We start from the raw sequence: 18,076 nt of genomic DNA on the forward strand, positions 1-18,076 counted from the left end.
TCGCCCCCTTGTTGAAATATATTTATCCTTCCTCATTAATGAATTCACTTTCCTTATTTATCCTGCCTTCTTATTTTTATATTTAAATAAATTCATTGTTGAACAATAAAACCCGGTTGATGGCGCTCTTGTTTTAACCGAGCTTTTATCTATAGTCTGAGTACACGAAACGGGAATGATTAATTTCCGTGGCGTGGAAAAACGAACGGTCATTTATTCACTTTAATCTTGCCGGATTATTGCGGGATTATTTTATCCGGCAGTGAGCGGCGATGATTAAAGCTTTTACGTTTATCCTCTCGGAATAAAGGAATCAGTTATGCGCAAACTTAATAAACCGCTGTTGGCGTTGCTGATCGGCAGCACGCTGTGTTCTGCGGCGCAGGCCGCCGCGCCGGGCAAGCCGACGCTGGCCTGGGGCAACACCAAGTTCGCCATCGTGGAAGTCGATCAGGCCGCCACCGCCTATAACAATTTGGTGAAGGTAAAAAACGCCGCCGACGTTTCTGTTTCATGGAATTTATGGAATGGCGATACCGGCACCACGGCAAAAGTATTATTGAACGGCAAGGAAGTGTGGAGCGGCGCCTCGACCGGCGCTTCCGGCACGGCTAATTTCAAGGTCAATAAAGGCGGGCGCTATCAAATGCAGGTGGCGTTATGCAATGCCGAGGGGTGCACCGCCAGCGACGCGACCGAAATTGTGGTGGCCGATACCGACGGCAGTCATTTGGCGCCGTTAAAAGAGCCGCTGCTGGAAAAGAATAAGCCTTACAAGCAGGACTCCGGCAAGGTCGTCGGCGCGTATTTCGTCGAATGGGGCGTGTACGGCCGTAATTTCACCGTCGATAAGATCCCGGCGCAGAACCTGACTCATCTGCTGTACGGCTTCATCCCGATCTGCGGCGGCGACGGCATCAACGACAGCCTGAAAGAGATCGAAGGCAGCTTCCAGGCGCTGCAGCGTTCCTGCCAGGGCCGTGAGGACTTCAAGGTCTCCATCCACGATCCGTTCGCCGCGCTGCAGAAAGGCCAGAAGGGCGTCACCGCCTGGGATGACCCCTACAAAGGCAACTTCGGCCAGCTGATGGCGCTGAAACAGGCGCGCCCCGAGCTGAAAATCCTGCCGTCGATCGGCGGCTGGACCCTGTCCGATCCGTTCTTCTTTATGGGCGACAAGGTGAAGCGCGACCGTTTTGTCGGCTCGGTGAAAGAGTTCCTGCAGACCTGGAAGTTCTTTGACGGCGTGGACGTCGACTGGGAATTCCCGGGCGGGCAGGGCGCCAACCCGAAACTGGGCAGCGCGCAGGACGGGGAAACCTATGTGCTGCTGATGAAAGAGCTGCGGACCATGCTGGACCAGCTGTCGGTGGAAACCGGCCGCAAATATGAGCTGACCTCCGCCATCAGCGCCGGCAAGGACAAGATCGACAAGGTGGACTACAACAGCGCGCAAAACTCGATGGACCACATCTTCCTGATGAGCTACGACTTCTATGGCGCCTTCGATCTGAAGAACCTCGGGCACCAAACCGCGCTGAAAGCGCCGTCCTGGAAGCCGGACACCGCCTATACCACGGTTAACGGCGTCAACGCGCTGCTGGCGCAGGGCGTGAAGCCGGGCAAAATCGTGGTCGGCACCGCCATGTACGGCCGCGGCTGGACCGGCGTGAACGGCTACCAGAACAACATTCCGTTCACCGGCAGCGCCACCGGGCCGGTCAAGGGCACCTGGGAAAACGGCATCGTCGATTACCGCCAAATCGCCAACGAATTTATGAGCGGCGAATGGCAGTACAGCTACGACGCCGCCGCGGAAGCGCCGTACGTGTTCAAGCCGTCCACCGGCGATCTGATCACCTTCGACGATGCGCGTTCGGTGCAGGCGAAGGGCAAGTATGTGTTGGACAAGCAGCTGGGCGGCCTGTTCTCCTGGGAAATCGACGCCGACAACGGTGATATTCTCAACAATATGAACGTCAGCCTGGGCAACGGCGCCGGCGTTCAATAATCGGTTGCAGCACCTTGCCGGGGGATATCCTTTTGCCCCCGGCTTTTTCGCCGAAGAAAGTTCTTTCACGTCACACAGATTGTGGCGGGGCCTCGATCAAAAACCGTCCAACCGCCTCACTCTTTTGGGTGATGGGTCAGCATTTCCTCCTGTTTTTAACGCCGATCACAAAAATAACCGTTCAGATATTCATCATTCAGCAACAAACTTTTTTAGTTTTTTAACGGAGTTAAAAACCAGTAACTTGTTGTGACTTAGACCATTGAACTAAAAATGACCGCTTAGCATAAATTTTAATGCTGCAACTGTTAAAAAAAGGTTTTTTTTATGTTTGTTTGCTGTTTCTCACAGTCTGCGTAAATCCCCACTGGTTATATTGACGACACCCCAAACAGTTGGCAATTTGGTAGCCTCAGGGGCAAGAGCGAGAGCAGTTTGAGTGAATTCCACGCGCTCAGACGTCCCCGCTGCGATGCGTTCCATCCGGCGTTCTCGCGCCATTGCTCCTTCTGCCTTCGGGCGCCCGACTGCACAGGCCGCGCAATAAAAAATATAGGGTTCTGGCAGTCACTACCCATGGCTTTCCAGCCGCTGGGTATACACACATCACATCACACAATGGAGCACTAACGATGACAAGTTCCTTGGGTAAATCAGGGATTCTGAAATTCGGCATCGGGCTGGTCGCACTGACCGTCGCGGCCAGCGTACAGGCCAAAACCTTGGTCTACTGTTCTGAAGGTTCCCCGGAAGGGTTCAACCCCCAGCTGTTCACCTCGGGCACCACCTACGACGCCAGCTCGGTACCGATCTACAACCGCCTGGTCGAATTCAAAGTCGGCACCACCGAACTGCAGCCGGGCCTGGCTGAGAAATGGGACGTCAGCGAAGACGGCAAAACCTACACCTTCCACCTGCGCAAAGGCGTGAAGTGGCAGAGCAGCAAAAACTTCAAACCGACCCGCGACTTCAACGCCGACGACGTGGTGTTCTCCTTCGAGCGTCAGCTGGACGCGAATAACGCCTACCACAAAGTGTCCGGCGGCAGCTACGAGTACTTCGAAGGCATGGACATGCCGAAGCTGATCTCGAAAATCGAGAAGGTGGACGACAACACCGTGCGCTTCGTGCTGACCCGTCCGGAGGCGCCGTTCCTGGCCGACCTGGGCATGGACTTCGCCTCTATCCTGTCCGCCGAATACGCCGACGCGATGATGAAGGCCGGCACGCCGGAGAAGGTGGACCTGAACCCGATCGGCACCGGTCCGTTCCAGCTGCTGCAATACCAGAAAGACTCCAAGATCCTCTACAAGGCGTTTGACGGTTTCTGGGGCACCAAGCCGAAGATCGACCGCCTGGTGTTCTCCATCACGCCGGACGCCTCGGTGCGTTACGCCAAGCTGCAGAAAAACGAATGTCAGGTGATGCCGTACCCGAACCCGGCCGATATCGCCCGCATGAAGCAGGACAAAACCATCAACCTGATGGAACAGCCGGGGCTGAACGTGGGTTATCTGTCGTTCAACGTCGAGAAAAAACCGCTGGATAACCTGAAGGTGCGCCAGGCGTTGACCATGGCGGTCAACAAGCAGGCGATCATCGACGCGGTGTATCAGGGGGCGGGCCAGGCGGCCAAAAACCTGATCCCGCCGACCATGTGGGGCTATAACGACGCGGTGCAGGATTACGCTTACGATCCGGCCAAGGCCAAAGAACTGCTGAAAGAAGCGGGCATGGCCGACGGTTTCAGCATCGACCTGTGGGCGATGCCGGTACAGCGTCCCTACAACCCGAACGCTCGCCGCATGGCGGAAATGATCCAGAACGATTGGGCCAAGATCGGCGTGAAGGCTAAAATCGTGACCTATGAGTGGGGTGAATACCTCAAGCGCGCCAAGGCGGGCGAACATCAGACGGTGATGATGGGCTGGACCGGCGACAACGGGGATCCGGATAACTTCTTCGCCACGCTGTTCAGCTGCGCCGCGGCGAAAGACGGCTCCAACTATTCCCGCTGGTGCTACAAGCCGTTCGAGGATCTGATCCAACCGGCGCGCGCCGAATCCAACCACGACAAACGCATCGAACTGTACAAGCAGGCTCAGGTGGTGATGCACGATCAGGCTCCGGCGCTGATTGTCGCTCACTCCACCGTGTACGAACCTGTTCGTAAGGAAGTGAAGGGCTACGTCGTGGATCCGCTTGGTAAGCATCACTTTGAGAATGTCTCTTTAGACTGATTCTGACCGTTAAACCGGAGACGCACGAATGGACTTGCAGGGGCGCAACAGGTTGCGCCCCTGCTGGCCAGTCTCCGGCGTATGGCACCAGGATTGTTCATAGTGTGTGAGCTTTAATAAGCCTGGCGGACGATGAGCTGCCGGGCATTGATACAGAGAGTTCGGGATATGTTGCAGTTCATACTCCGACGTTTGGGGTTAGTTATCCCAACGTTTATCGGCATAACGTTGCTGACTTTTGCATTCGTCCATATGATCCCCGGCGACCCGGTGACCATCATGGCCGGGGAACGCGGGATCTCCGCAGAACGCCATGCGCAGTTGATGGCGGAAATGGGGCTGGACAAGCCGCTCTACCAACAGTATTTCTCCTACGTGTCCAATGTGCTGCAGGGCGATCTGGGCACCTCACTGAAAAGCCGCATCTCCGTCTGGAGCGAATTCGTTCCGCGTTTCCAGGCCACCCTGGAGCTGGGCTTTTGCGCGATGATCTTCGCCGTGCTGGTCGGCATTCCGGTCGGCGTGCTGGCGGCGGTCAAGCGGGGTTCGATATTCGATCACACCGCGGTGGGCATCTCGCTGACCGGCTATTCGATGCCGATTTTCTGGTGGGGCATGATGCTGATCATGCTGGTGTCGGTGCAGCTTAACCTGACGCCGGTGTCGGGGCGCATCAGCGACACGGTGTTCCTGGACGATACGCTGCCGCTGACCGGCTTTATGCTGATCGACACCCTGATCTGGGGCGAGCCGGGCGACTTCGCCGACGCGGTGATGCACATGATCCTGCCGGCCATCGTGCTGGGCACCATCCCGCTGGCGGTGATTGTGCGCATGACCCGCTCCTCGATGCTGGAAGTGCTGGGCGAAGACTACATTCGCACCGCGCGCGCCAAGGGCGTGAGCCGCATGCGGGTGATCGTGGTGCATGCGCTGCGCAACGCGCTGCTGCCGGTGGTGACGGTGATTGGGCTGCAGGTCGGCACCATGCTGGCCGGCGCCATTCTGACCGAAACCATCTTCTCCTGGCCGGGCCTGGGGCGCTGGCTGATCGATGCGTTGCAGCGCCGCGATTACCCGGTGGTGCAGGGCGGGGTGTTGCTGGTCGCCTGTATGATCATTCTGGTTAACCTGCTGGTAGACGTGCTCTACGGCGTGGTCAACCCGCGTATTCGCCACAAGAAATAAGGGGCGCTCTCATGTCTCAAATCACTGAGTCTGCAGTTAAAGGTGCGCCGAAGCCGATGACCCCGTTCCAGGAGTTTTGGCACTATTTCAAGCGCAATAAAGGGGCCGTGGTCGGCCTGGTGTATATCGTCATCATGCTGGTGATCGCCCTCGGCGCCGGCGTGCTGGCGCCGCACGCGCCGGCGGATCAGTTCCGCGACGCGCTGCTCAAGCCGCCGGTCTGGCAGGACGGCGGCAGCTGGCAATATATTCTCGGCACCGACGACGTGGGCCGCGACGTGCTGTCGCGCCTGATGTACGGCGCGCGGCTATCGCTGCTGGTCGGTTGCCTGGTGGTGGTGCTGTCGCTGATCATGGGCGTGATCTTCGGCCTGTTGGCCGGCTACTTCGGCGGCGTGGTGGACGCGGTTATCATGCGCGTCGTCGACATCATGCTGGCGCTGCCGAGCCTGCTGCTGGCGCTGGTGCTGGTGGCGGTATTCGGGCCGTCGATCGTCAACGCCTCGCTGGCGCTGACCTTCGTCGCCCTGCCGCACTACGTGCGCCTGACGCGCGCGGCGGTGCTGGTGGAAGTGAACCGCGACTACGTCACCGCTTCGCGGGTGGCGGGCGCCGGCGCGCTGCGCCAAATGTTCATCAATATACTGCCAAACTGCCTGGCGCCCTTGATCGTTCAGGCCTCTCTCGGTTTCTCGAACGCCATTCTGGACATGGCCGCCCTCGGCTTTCTCGGCATGGGCGCGCAGCCGCCGACGCCGGAGTGGGGCACCATGCTCTCCGACGTACTGCAGTTCGCGCAAAGCGCCTGGTGGGTGGTGACCTTCCCCGGCCTGGCGATCCTGCTGACGGTGCTGGCATTTAACCTGATGGGGGACGGCTTGCGTGACGCTCTCGACCCCAAACTCAAGCAGTAACAGAGGACGAGAGAGATGGCGTTATTGAATGTAGACAAGCTTTCGGTGCACTTCGGTGACGAAGGCACCCCGTTCCGCGCGGTAGACCGCATCAGTTACAGCGTGGATCAAGGGCAGGTGGTCGGCATTGTCGGCGAGTCCGGCTCCGGCAAGTCCGTCAGCTCGCTGGCGATCATGGGGCTGATCGATTTCCCCGGCAAGGTGATGGCCGACAAGCTGGAGTTCAACGGCCAGGACCTGCGCAAAATTTCCGAGAAGGAACGTCGCCAGCTGGTCGGCTCCGAAGTGGCGATGATCTTCCAGGACCCGATGACCAGCCTGAACCCGTGCTATACCGTCGGCTTCCAGATCATGGAGGCGCTGAAGGTGCATCAGGGCGGCAATCGCCGCACCCGCCGCCAGCGGGCCATTGACCTGCTGAACCAGGTGGGCATTCCCGATCCGGCCTCGCGGCTGGACGTTTACCCGCATCAGCTGTCCGGCGGCATGAGCCAGCGCGTGATGATCGCCATGGCGATCGCCTGCCGGCCCAAGCTGCTGATCGCCGATGAACCGACCACCGCGCTCGACGTGACCATCCAGGCGCAGATCATCGAGCTGCTGCTGGATCTGCAGCAGCGCGAAAATATGGCGCTGTTGCTGATCACTCATGACCTGGCGCTGGTCGCCGAGGCCGCGCACCACATCATCGTGATGTACGCCGGCCAGGTGGTGGAATCCGGCAAGGCGGCGGAAATTTTCCGCGCGCCGCGCCATCCTTATACCCAGGCGCTGCTGCGCGCGCTGCCGGAGTTCGCCGCCGACAAGGCGCGGCTGGCTTCGCTGCCGGGCGTGGTGCCGGGCAAATACGATCGCCCGACCGGCTGCCTGCTCAATCCGCGTTGTCCGTACGCCAATGAGCGCTGCCGTAATGAGGAGCCGGAACTGCGCAGCATTCCCGGCCGTCAGGTTAAATGTCACACACCGCTGGATGATGCGGGGAGGCCGACCGTATGAGCCAGAATCAACCTTTACTGCAGGCGATCGACCTGAAGAAGCATTACCCGGTCAAAAAGGGCATGTTCGCGCCGGAACGGCTGGTCAAGGCATTGGACGGCGTCTCCTTTACCCTGGAGCGCGGCAAGACGCTGGCGGTGGTCGGCGAGTCCGGCTGCGGCAAGTCGACCCTCGGCCGTCTGTTGACGATGATCGAAGTGCCGACCGGCGGCGAGCTGTATTATCAGGGGCAAGATCTGCTGAAGCCGGACGTCACCGCCGAGAAGCTGCGGCGGCAGAAGATCCAAATCGTGTTCCAGAATCCTTACGGATCGCTCAACCCGCGCAAGAAGGTCGGGCAGATCCTCGAGGAGCCGCTGTTGATCAACACCTCGCTGAGCGGCGCCGAACGGCGCGAGAAGGCGCTGGCGATGATGGCGAAGGTCGGCCTGAAGACCGAGCACTACGACCGCTATCCGCACATGTTCTCCGGCGGCCAGCGCCAGCGCATCGCCATCGCCCGCGGGTTGATGCTGAACCCGGACGTGGTGATCGCCGATGAGCCGGTGTCGGCGCTGGACGTCTCGGTGCGCGCGCAGGTGCTGAACCTGATGATGGACCTGCAGCAGGAGCTGGGGCTGTCTTACGTGTTCATCTCGCACGACCTGTCGGTGGTGGAGCATATCGCCGACGAAGTGATGGTGATGTACCTGGGCCGCTGCGTGGAGAAGGGCAGCAAAGACGCGATCTTCAACAACCCGCGCCACCCCTACACCCAGGCGCTGCTGTCGGCGACGCCGCGGCTGAACCCGGATATGCGCCGCGAGCGCATCAAGCTGACCGGCGAGCTGCCGAGCCCGATGAACCCGCCGCCGGGCTGTGCGTTCAACGCCCGCTGCCGTCGCGCCTTCGGCACCTGCACCCAGCTGCAGCCGCAGCTGAAGCGGTATGGCGACCAGATGGTGGCCTGTTTCGCGGTCGATCAGGACGAGCATCCCGGCGCCTGACGGCCCCGCCGATGCCCTATGCAAACGCCGGCGCGATGCCGGCGTTTTTTTTATTCGGTTTTTATCAACGGGTTATTGCCGCGACCTGGTTGATTATATTTATCTGGGCGCTGTGCCTAATCACATGCCGACGGCGGCTTATTTGAAATAAGATTTACATGGAAATAATAAGCAGGTTATTTAACTGGCGGCTCAGCAAATAAAAAAGCGCGCCGGCGGCGCGCTTCGCTTATTGCCCGATGGGGTTATTGCGGATAAGGCACCCAGTCGCCGCCGTTCAGCCGAATATAGGTCTTGTCCTGATATTTCATCACGATGGCGTTATCATTTTCAGAAATGACCGGCGTTTGCGGCAATCCCTGGGTCAACGCCTGCCAGTCGACGCCGGGGGCGGTGAACGCCTTGCCGTCCACCAGCCGCGACACCAGTTCCGACAGCGCCAGATAGCTGCTCGGCGTTTTGACCTGCAGCGGGCCGCCCTGGTGCGGCGCGGCCATGCCCACCAGCTTGATGCCGACCGGGGTATGGGTGATGTTCGGGCTGGGGATATCGCGCAGGCCGGACATCTGCATCTTGTCGCCCACCAACGCCGCGCCGTGTTCCGGCACGATCACCACCATCACCTTGCGGCCGGATTTCTCCAGCTGGTCGAGGAAGGTGTTCAACTGATCGAACAGCTTCTGCGCCCGCGGCGCGTAGTCGGCGCTCTTGTTGGAGCCGACGAAGCGGTTGCCGTCGTGCAGCGGGATGATGTTGAAGAAGGTGGCGCTGCGGGCGCCGTCGCCGGCCTTCTGTTGCTGATCCAGCCAGCGGGTGAGCAGCTCCAAATCGTTGTAAACGGGTTCGCCGTCGAACGAGGCCAGTTCGTTGCCGATGCCGGCCTGCGACATCAGCGGCGCCTGCATGTCGCCCTGCTCGCGCAGCTCTTTCAGGAAGTTGCCGAATACCCCGGAGTGATCCAGCATCAGCTGTTCCTTGAAGCCCAGCTTGGCCAGGTTATCAAACAGATAGCACTGCTGATTCACCGGCTGATACAGATCGTGGTGCGACGGCTGGCCGCAGCTGGCGCGCAGCAGGCGAATGGCCGCCGGGCCGCTGTAGGCGGTCGCGGAATTGAAGTTGTCGAACATGATGTCCATCTTCGACCACAGCGGATGATTTTGCAGGTTGCTCGCTTCCATGTCGGCCCAGGCCAGCGAACAGATGTTGATCACCAGCAGGTCAAACGGCTGCGCGTCGGCGGGCAGCGCCGCCGGGAAGGCGGTGGCGCGGGTTTTTTCCCGATCGTAGAACTGATTCAGATAGGCCGTCAGGTTGGCGCTGGTCGGCGGCAGGCTGTCGGCCGGCGCGTTATCGACCGCCGCCGCCGCCGGCGTCGCCGATGCGGCGGGGGCCGCAGGGGCGGTCGCGGCCGGCAACAGCGAGATGGCCGGGCCGGCGATGTTCAGCAGGTTGAGCCATACCAGCGCCGCCACGGTAAACACCGTGACGCGCACCCATTGGGCCACGAACAGATAGGCGATCAGCAGCACGAAGGCGGCGCCGATCATCTGCCAGTTGATAAAGCGGTTGACCAGTTCCAGCAGGTACTGGGCGCTGAAGCCGGTCAGCTGCGAACCCTGGCTGAGAATGCTGTTGATGCCGGGCAGCCAGGTGTCGTGATAAAACAGCGCGATACCTATGGGGATCGCCACATAATGCCGCCAGCGGTGCAGGCGCATCGCGGGTATCGGCATCACCAGGAACGCCATGAACACCAGGTTCGGCAACGCGTGGAAGTTCAGGTAGCCGAACCACAGCAGGGCGAATTTCGCCAGAAAATAGTAGTTCCAGCCGCCCAGGCCGCGCCAATAGCGCCACAGGGAGTGATCGGGTTGCGTATTCGTGTTTGGCTTCATGGCTGCTTCTTACTTTTTATCTGAGATGAAGATCCTTCGCGCACCCATAACCCGGCAGATTTTAAATAGCGCGGTGATAACAACAGGTTTTGCCAGTATTGCCGCCAGTGCGGGAAACGCCGGTGAAAGGCGTAGCCCAGCGGGATGAACACCAGGGCGCACAGGACGATCAGCTGCACGATGTCGTTAAGGTTCAGCATGTTTTTCCTCCTGTGCGCCGGTCGCCAGCGTGAAGGCGACCGGTTGGCGCCGCTCCGGCGCGTCTTCGGCGGCGGCCGCCTTCTGGCGCGGCGCGGCGACGACGGCTTCCGTCGCCGGGGCTGGCCCGCCGCCGTGCGCCATGCGTTTGATTTCCGAGATAATGTCGACATCCTGATGCCACACCACCCGGTTGCTGAAGGCTTCGTCCACCGGCAGGCGGAAGATGAACTTCAGCGCGGTATCCAGATCGTTGATCCGGCAGGTGGAGAGGAACAGCACCAGCCTGCCCTGCACCACGGTCATCACGTCGCCGAAGCGCCGCAGATGGCACAGGGTCATCGCCTGTTCGGCGCGCAGCCCCGGCGCCGGGCGCAGCGCGACCATCACCCCTTTGCCGTCTTCCGGCAGCAGCGTATTGCCCATCAGCGAGCTCACCGCCTGGCTGAAGTCGTGCGGCCGCATATAGCCTTTCAGCTGCAGCGGGCGCAGGCCGGCCAGCAGGACGTCGATGTCGGCGGGAACGTGGCGCGCGAAGCGTTGCCCCTGAATGCCTTCGAGCATGGTCAGGAAGCGGGACAGCGGCGCGACGTGCGGCACGATCAGGTTGGCGCCGCAGGCCAGCAGCAGGCGTTCGTCGCTGTAACGCAGGCTGGCGCTCATTTCGCGCACCGCGATTTTCAGGCCGCTGCCGCGGCTGCGGCGCAGGCCGTGAATTTGGTGCGCCAGTGCGTCGATCTGATCGCTCTGGTACAGCGCGAAAATCAGCGTCGCCGACAGCGTCAGCATGCCGTGCTGCGCCAGCTGGGCGTTGCTGTCCAGCAGCTGCCAGTTGGCCGACAGCGGCGGCGCGCCCTCCAGAATGCTGCGTTCGGCCAGATAGTGGCCTTCATCGCTGCGGATGGCGGTGGGCGAGGGCTTTTTGCCGTCCTCATCGCCCTGCCAGCCGCGCTCGCCGGCATACAGCGTCAGCAGCTGGTTGGCGTTGATGCCGTTTTCGGTGCTCCACCAGTTCACCAGATACTGGGCGCTGTCCTGCTGCCACTGCAGGCTGGACAGGCCGTTCAGTATGCGGTGCTGGGCGCTGAGCTGCCCTTTGAGTTTATTGACGCCGCTGCCGTGGCTGAGGATCAGCAGCGTGCAGCCTTGCCGCCGCAGCCAGCCGGCGATGGCGCGCGACCAGTCGCGCAGCTCTTCGGTGGTGAAGGTTTGCCACAGGCTGGCGTGGGCCAGCAGGATTAACAGGCGGTTGCGTGGTTTCAGCGCGCGCATCAGGTCGTCGCTGAGGTGCATCAGCGCGGCCTTTTTCTCCGGCAGTTGGTAGAGCGGCAGCTTTTTCAGGGCGGGAGAGGCGAGCTCAGCCAGCAGCCGGTCGGGCTTCTCGCCGCTGCAAATCAGCGCGGCCTTGCTGGTGGCGGCCTGGGCGGCCAGGGTTTGCTGACAGAGCAGACCGGCGTCGGTTTGCCGGTCGATATTGACCCAATAAAGGCCCGGGGACTGCATAACAGACAGCTCTTCCCAAATCTGCCGAATGCCTAAAGAAAAAGATTGCGCCATAGGATATTTTCTACTTTCGTTGAAAGTGTCGTTGCGGGCCAACTCGGTATGGCTATTCAATAATTGTAACATTGACATCAATAATAACAAATACGCCAATCTGTGTAATAATATCGCTTAGGAATCATCTTATTGGCTATATCTTTTTCTAACGTTGCTATAGTTAATTAACATTAGCCTATTTTTTTAAAGGCGGAAAAATGAATAATTCGCTGACGCACTTTCACGCAGTGGCACCGCCGGAAACTCAGGACGATCTATTGGCCCTCGGTCAGGCTTTTTCCTTACCCAAATTAAGCTACGTCGATATTTCGCGTCAGGAGCGTTTGTCGCAAATGATGACGCGCTGGCCGCTGTTGGCCGAATTGGCCCAGACCACGGGGAGCCGCTGACCTATGCCGGTGATTGCGCTGCAAGGGGTGCGGGGCGGAATGGGCACGACGTCGGTCACGGCGGCGCTCGCCTGGGCGCTGCGGCAGCTGGGGGAGTCGGTGCTGGCGATCGATTTCTCGCCGGACAACCTGCTGCGTCTGCATTTCAATACGCCATTCGAGCTGGCGCGCGGCTGGGCCCGCGCGGAGCGGGACGGCGAAAGCTGGGCCGCAGGCGCGATGCGCTATGATGAAAACCTCGATTTTTTGCCCTTTGGCCGCCTAAACCCAGCGGAACGGCTGGATGTGCAGCAACAGTGTCTGGATAACCCCGGCCGCTGGCGAGACAACCTGGCGCAGCTGGTTGCCGGCGCGCGGCACCGCTGGATCCTGCTGGACGCGCCCGCCGGAGACGGCGTGCTGGCGCAGCAGGCGCTGCGGCTTGCCGACTGCGTGTTCGTGCTGCTTAACCCCGATGCCAACTGCCAGGTGCGCCTTCATCAACAGGCGCTGCCGGAAGGCTGCCGCTTCCTGATCAATCATTATTCCTCGGCCAGCCGGCTGCAGCAGGATCTGCACCAGTTGTGGCTGCAAACCCTGAGCGGCCTGCTGCCGGTGGTGATCCATCGCGATGAGGCGCTGGCGGAAGCGCTGGCGGTGAAGCAGCCGCTGGGAGAATACCGCCCCGAAAGCCTGGCGGCGGACGAAGTGCTGACGCTGGCCAACTGGTGTCTGATCAACCTGAAGGGCGAGGCGCCATGAGCCGGGTGCTGAGCCTGCTGCTGGTGCCGCCGGTCCGTCAGGCGGTGCAGGCGCGCTATCGCGGCTATCGCCGCCAGGGCTCGTCGGCGCCGACCGCCTTTTTCACCGCGCTGCTGGCGGCGCTCGGCTGGCTGTTCCTGCGGTTTGAATCCCCGGCCTGGCGGCGCGTGCGCGCCGGCCGCGCCTATTGGTTCCCGCATTTGTCCGCCGAACGGCCGCGACCGGCGGACGGGGTACGCTATTTGCTGCAGGGCCTGTGGCTGCTGCTGTTTCGCAGCGGCCGCGCGCCGATGGGGCGCCATTATTTTGCCGGCTGGCGTCGGCTGCAGCTGCGCTACGCCCACTGGCTGCAAAGCATTCCGCAGCGTTTGGCCGGCGCCGGCGTCGAGCAACGCTCGGTGGAGCGCCTGAGCCGCCTGAGCCGCGGCATGCGGCGCGCGCTGTTTGTCCTGGTGAGCGTGCTGGCGGCGATCCTCGCCCTGCTGTGCATCTCCCAGCCGTTCGACCTGTCGGCGCAATTGGTGTTTGTGCTGCTGCTGTGGGGGATAGCGATGGTGGTGCGGCGCGTGCCGGGGCGCCTGCCGGGCCTGATGCTGATCGTGCTGTCGCTGACCGTCTCCTGCCGCTACCTGTGGTGGCGCTACACCGCCACGCTCAACTGGGATGATCCGCTGAGCCTGACCTGCGGCCTGCTGCTGCTGGCGGCGGAAACCTATGCCTGGGTGGTGCTGGTGCTGGGCTATTTCCAGACCCTCTGGCCGCTCAACCGCCAGCCGGTGCCGCTGCCTGCCGACAGCGCAAACTGGCCGACCGTCGATCTGCTGGTGCCGACCTACAACGAGGATCTGGCGGTGGTGAAACCCACCCTCTATGCGGCGCTGGGCATCGACTGGCCGAAAGACAAGATCGGCATTTACCTGCTCGACGACGGCAATCGCCCGGAGTTTCGGGCGTTTGCCGAAGAGATCGGCGTGAAGTACATCGCCCGGCCGACCCATGAGCACGCCAAGGCCGGCAACATCAACCATGCGTTGAAGCAGGCGACCGGCGAATTCGTGGCGATTTTCGACTGCGACCACGTGCCGACGCGTTCTTTCCTGCAGCTGACCATGGGCTGGTTCTTCAAGGACAAAAAGCTGGCGATGCTGCAGACGCCGCACCATTTCTTCTCGCCTGACCCGTTCGAACGCAACCTCGGGCGATTCCGCCAGACGCCGAACGAAGGCACGCTGTTTTACGGCCTGGTGCAGGACGGCAACGATATGTGGGACGCCACCTTCTTCTGCGGCTCCTGCGCCATTCTGCGCCGCAGCGCGCTGGACGAGATCGGCGGCATCGCGGTGGAAACCGTGACCGAAGACGCCCATACCTCGCTGCGCCTGCACCGGCGCGGGCACACCTCGGCCTATATCCGCATTCCGCAAGCCGCCGGGCTGGCCACCGAGAGCCTGTCGGCGCACATCGGCCAGCGCATTCGCTGGGCGCGCGGCATGGTGCAGATCTTCCGGCTGGACAACCCGCTGCTGGGCAAGGGGCTGAAGCTGGCGCAGCGCCTGTGTTACGCCAACGCCATGCTGCATTTCCTGTCGGGCATTCCGCGCTTGATCTTCCTGACGGCGCCGCTGGCGTTTCTGTTGCTGCACGCCTACATCATCTTTGCGCCGGCGCTGGCGATCGCGCTCTACGTGCTGCCGCACATGATCCACGCCAGCCTGACCAACTCGCGCATCCAGGGCAAATACCGCCACTCGTTCTGGAGTGAAATCTACGAAACGGTGCTGGCGTGGTATATCGCCCGCCCGACCACGGTGGCGCTGTTCAACCCGCACAAGGGCAAGTTCAACGTCACCGCCAAAGGCGGACTGGTGGAGGAGGAGCACGTCGACTGGGTGATCACCCGGCCCTACATGTTCCTGGTGGTGCTGAACCTGGCCGGGCTGGCGTTCGGCATCTGGCGGCTGGGCTATGGCCCGGCCGATGAAGTGATGACGGTGATCATCAGCCTGGTGTGGGTGCTGTATAACATGACCATTCTCGGCGGCGCGGTGGCGGTGGCGGTCGAAGCCAAGCAGGTGCGGCAGTCGCACCGCGTGGAGATCGCCATGCCGGCCGCGGTGGCGCGCGGCGACGGGCACCTGTTCCCCTGTACGCTGCGCGATTACTCCGATGGCGGCGTGGGGATCGAGATGCGGGTGGCGGACGCCCTGCAAGACGGCGACAAGGTTTCGCTGCTGCTCAAGCGCGGCCAGCAGGAATACAGCTTCCCGTGCGTGGTGACGCGCGCCTTCGGCAGCAAGGTGGGGGTGCGCCTGGTCGAGCTGTCCACCCGCGAACACATTGATTTTATTCAGTGCACCTTTGCCCGCGCCGATACCTGGGCGCTGTGGCAGGACGGGTTCCCTGAGGACAAGCCGATCGAAAGCCTGCGCGACGTGCTGGCGCTGGGTTTCCGGGGGTATGTGCGTATGGCGGATTACGCCCCGCCGATGGTGCGTGGTCTGCTGGTCGGCTTGACGTCGCTGATCGCCTGGCTGGCGTCATTTATTCCGCATGGCGTCGGTCGCGATCCGGCATTCTCTCAAAAAGAGACAGTGGGTTAGCTGCGAGTTCAAACCGCCCGCTCACTTGCCCGGTGAACAGGCTCCAACATTGATGATGATACGATGACGAGAAAAATAACCTGGTTTACCGCTCTGGCCTTAGGCATCAGTACCTTGTCGCAGGCCGAAACCGCCGCCGCGCCGGTCGCCGCACCCGCCGATGCGGCGGTCACCGCGCCGCTGGGCATCAGCGCGCCGCAGGATCCGAACGCGCCGGTGCGCGACGTGCAGCTGCCGTTTGCGCAGATTGCGCCGCCGCCGGGCACCTTTACCCTGCGCGGCACCCGGCCGGACGGGCAGATAGAATTCGGCGTGCGCAGCGACGAGGTGGTGTCGCAGGCGCTGCTCGATCTGGAGTTTACGCCGTCGCCGGCGCTGATCCCGGTCGAATCCCACGTCAAGGTGTACCTGAACGATGAGCTGATGGGGGTGACCACCCTCGCCAAAGAGCAGTTGGGTAAACCCAATCGCATCCAGATACCGATCGATCCGCGCTACATCACCGATTTTAACCGCGTGCGGCTGGTGTTCGTCGGCCACTATCAAAATATCTGCGAAAACCCGGCCAGCACCGTGCTGTGGCTGGACGTCAGCAAGTCCAGCGCATTGAAGCTGCGCTTCCAGACGCTGCCGGTGAAGAATGAACTTTCGCACTTCCCCGAGCCGTTTTTCGACAGCCGCGACAACCGGCCGTTGACGCTGCCGATGGTGTTCGCCGGCCAGCCGGATCTCACCCAGCAGCGCGCGGCGGGCATGCTGGCTTCCTGGTTCGGCAGCAAGGCGCAGTGGCGCGGCCAGTCATTCCCGACGCTGTACAACAAGCTGCCCGAGCAGCACGCCATCGTATTCGCCACCAATCGGCAGCGCCCGGATTTCCTGCGCGACTACCCGCCGGTCGACGGGCCGACGGTGGAGATGATCAGCCACCCGGATAACCCGTACATCAAGCTGCTGCTGGTGCAGGGCCGCGATGACGACGATTTGGTCACCGCGGTGAAAGGCATCGCGCAGGGCAACATCCTGTTCCGCGGCCAGAATGTCACGGTGGACAAGGTGGAGCAGCTGGCGCCGCGCCAACCGTATGACGCGCCGAACTGGGTGCGCACCGATCGGCCGATGACCTTCGCCGAGCTGCAGCAATATGCCGAACAGCTGCAGACCAGCGGCATTGAGCCTAGCCCGATCTCGTTGACCATGAACCTGCCGCCGGACCTGTTCCTGATCCGCAGCGCCGGCATCGACATGCACCTGAAATACCGCTACACCGCGCCGCGCATTCAGGACGGTTCGCGTCTGAGCGTGAGCCTGAACAACCAGTTCGTGCAGGCCTACTCGCTGGTGCCGGAACACGAACAGGGTGCGCAACTGCTGCGCTTGCCGCTGACCCAGGGGCTGCTCGACTCCGACAAGAACGTCAATATCCCGGCGTTGCGGCTGGGGGCCACCAACCAGCTGCGTTTCGACTTCGATTACACCACGCTGCTGGCCAGCGGCGCCGAGGGGCGCTGTGAAACCTATTCCTTCACCCAGAACCATGCGGTGATCGACGGCGCGTCGACCATCGATTTCTCCGGTTACCGTCACTTCATGGCGATGCCGGATCTGCGCGCCTTCGCCAACGCCGGCTTCCCGTTCAGCCGCCTGGCGGACCTGTCGCAAACGCTGGTGCTGGTGAATCAGAAGCCGCAGCCGGCGCAGGTTAGCGCGTTGCTGAATGCGCTGGGGGTGATCGGCGCCCAGACCGGTTACCCGGCGCTGGCGATGACGCTGAGCGACGACTGGTCGCAGGCCCGGGAGCGCGACGCCGATATTCTGATGGTCGGCACCATCCCGCCGGAGCTGCGTGACGACCAGAAAATCAGCCTGTTGGTGGACGCTACCCAGAGCTGGGTGAAACAACCCACCCGCCAACCGGCGTTGCCGAGCATGGAGGTGCTGGCGGATGACGCCCGGCCGGACAGCAAAACCACCGTCAGCTCCGAAGGCGCGATGTCGGCGATCATCGGCGTGCAGTCGCCGTTTAACGATCAGCGCAGCATAGTGGCGCTGCTGGCCGACAGCCCGCGCGGTTATGAATTGCTGAACAATGCCCTGCTGGACAGCGGCAAGCGCGCCGCGGTGTTCGGCTCGGTGGCGGTGATCCGCGAATCGGGGGTCAACAGCCTGCGGGTCGGCGATATTTACTACGTCGGCCATTTGCCGTGGTGGGAACGCATCTGGCATGCGCTGTCCACTCATCCGGTGCTGCTGGCGGCGATCGCGGCGATCCTGGTGGTGATCCTGGCGCTGATGCTGTGGCGCGGTCTGAAAGCCTTCAGCCGTCGTCGTCTGGCGCCTGAAGACCGGGATTGACGG

13 protein-coding genes are annotated in these 18,076 nt (G+C 61.7%); 10 read left to right on the plus strand and 3 right to left on the minus strand.

Annotated elements, in window-relative coordinates; genetic code table 11:
- Nucleotides 1-319: 319 nt before the first annotated feature.
- The 6 genes from CKW09_RS00510 (at nt 320) to dppF (ending at nt 8,335) form a co-directional block, all read left to right on the plus strand.
- Complete coding sequence (locus CKW09_RS00510) at nt 320-2,011, plus strand: glycosyl hydrolase family 18 protein (protein ID WP_095094963.1); 1,692 nt, start codon at nt 320-322, stop codon at nt 2,009-2,011.
- A 632-nt stretch (nt 2,012-2,643) separates the two neighbouring features.
- Nucleotides 2,644-4,251 carry a dipeptide ABC transporter periplasmic-binding protein DppA gene (gene dppA / locus CKW09_RS00515; RefSeq protein WP_061797920.1) on the plus strand — a complete coding sequence of 536 codons (1,608 nt, stop codon included), beginning with the start codon at nt 2,644-2,646 and terminating at the stop codon, nt 4,249-4,251.
- A gap of 168 nt (nt 4,252-4,419) precedes the next feature.
- A complete protein-coding gene (dppB, locus tag CKW09_RS00520) occupies nt 4,420-5,439 on the plus strand; it encodes a dipeptide ABC transporter permease DppB (protein ID WP_061797921.1) in 1,020 nt (339 codons plus the stop codon).
- 11 nt (nt 5,440-5,450) lie between these two features.
- Nucleotides 5,451-6,353, plus strand: a complete 903-nt coding sequence (gene dppC / locus CKW09_RS00525) for a dipeptide ABC transporter permease DppC (protein ID WP_061797922.1) — start codon at nt 5,451-5,453, stop codon at nt 6,351-6,353.
- Between the two features lie 15 nt (nt 6,354-6,368).
- A complete protein-coding gene (dppD, locus tag CKW09_RS00530; RefSeq protein ID WP_061797923.1) occupies nt 6,369-7,349 on the plus strand; it encodes a dipeptide ABC transporter ATP-binding protein in 981 nt (326 codons plus the stop codon).
- Nucleotides 7,346-8,335 (plus strand): dipeptide ABC transporter ATP-binding subunit DppF, encoded by a 990-nt coding sequence (dppF, locus tag CKW09_RS00535; RefSeq protein ID WP_061797925.1) that lies wholly within the window; start codon nt 7,346-7,348, stop codon nt 8,333-8,335. The genes dppD and dppF overlap by 4 nt, the downstream gene beginning before the upstream one ends.
- A gap of 245 nt (nt 8,336-8,580) precedes the next feature.
- Here dppF and bcsG read toward each other — a convergent pair whose 3' ends face one another.
- The 3 genes from bcsG to bcsE are packed head-to-tail and all read right to left on the minus strand — an operon-like array spanning nt 8,581 to nt 11,988.
- Complete coding sequence (bcsG, locus tag CKW09_RS00540) at nt 8,581-10,233, minus strand: cellulose biosynthesis protein BcsG (RefSeq protein ID WP_061797926.1); 1,653 nt, start codon at nt 10,231-10,233, stop codon at nt 8,581-8,583.
- Nucleotides 10,230-10,433, minus strand: a complete 204-nt coding sequence (gene bcsF, locus CKW09_RS00545; protein WP_061797927.1) for a cellulose biosynthesis protein BcsF — start codon at nt 10,431-10,433, stop codon at nt 10,230-10,232. The genes bcsG and bcsF overlap by 4 nt, the downstream gene beginning before the upstream one ends.
- Nucleotides 10,420-11,988, minus strand: coding sequence for a cellulose biosynthesis protein BcsE (gene bcsE / locus CKW09_RS00550; RefSeq protein ID WP_095094966.1), 1,569 nt, complete (start codon nt 11,986-11,988; stop codon nt 10,420-10,422). Before bcsE ends, bcsF begins: the two co-directional genes overlap by 14 nt.
- 200 nt (nt 11,989-12,188) lie before the next feature.
- On the opposite strand from bcsE, the gene bcsR reads away from it, so the two are divergent.
- From bcsR to bcsB, 4 genes are all read left to right on the plus strand, one after another.
- Nucleotides 12,189-12,380, plus strand: coding sequence for a cellulose biosynthesis protein BcsR (bcsR, locus tag CKW09_RS00555; RefSeq protein WP_061797929.1), 192 nt, complete (start codon nt 12,189-12,191; stop codon nt 12,378-12,380).
- A 3-nt stretch (nt 12,381-12,383) separates the two neighbouring features.
- Nucleotides 12,384-13,121 (plus strand): cellulose biosynthesis protein BcsQ, encoded by a 738-nt coding sequence (gene bcsQ / locus CKW09_RS00560; protein ID WP_061797930.1) that lies wholly within the window; start codon nt 12,384-12,386, stop codon nt 13,119-13,121.
- A complete protein-coding gene (bcsA, locus tag CKW09_RS00565) occupies nt 13,118-15,721 on the plus strand; it encodes a UDP-forming cellulose synthase catalytic subunit (RefSeq protein ID WP_095094969.1) in 2,604 nt (867 codons plus the stop codon). The genes bcsQ and bcsA overlap by 4 nt, the downstream gene beginning before the upstream one ends.
- A gap of 63 nt (nt 15,722-15,784) precedes the next feature.
- Nucleotides 15,785-18,073, plus strand: coding sequence for a cellulose biosynthesis cyclic di-GMP-binding regulatory protein BcsB (gene bcsB, locus CKW09_RS00570; protein ID WP_095094972.1), 2,289 nt, complete (start codon nt 15,785-15,787; stop codon nt 18,071-18,073).
- Nucleotides 18,074-18,076 lie beyond the last annotated feature (3 nt).

This window comes from Serratia ficaria, assembly GCF_900187015.1.
GTDB lineage: Bacteria > Pseudomonadota > Gammaproteobacteria > Enterobacterales > Enterobacteriaceae > Serratia > Serratia ficaria.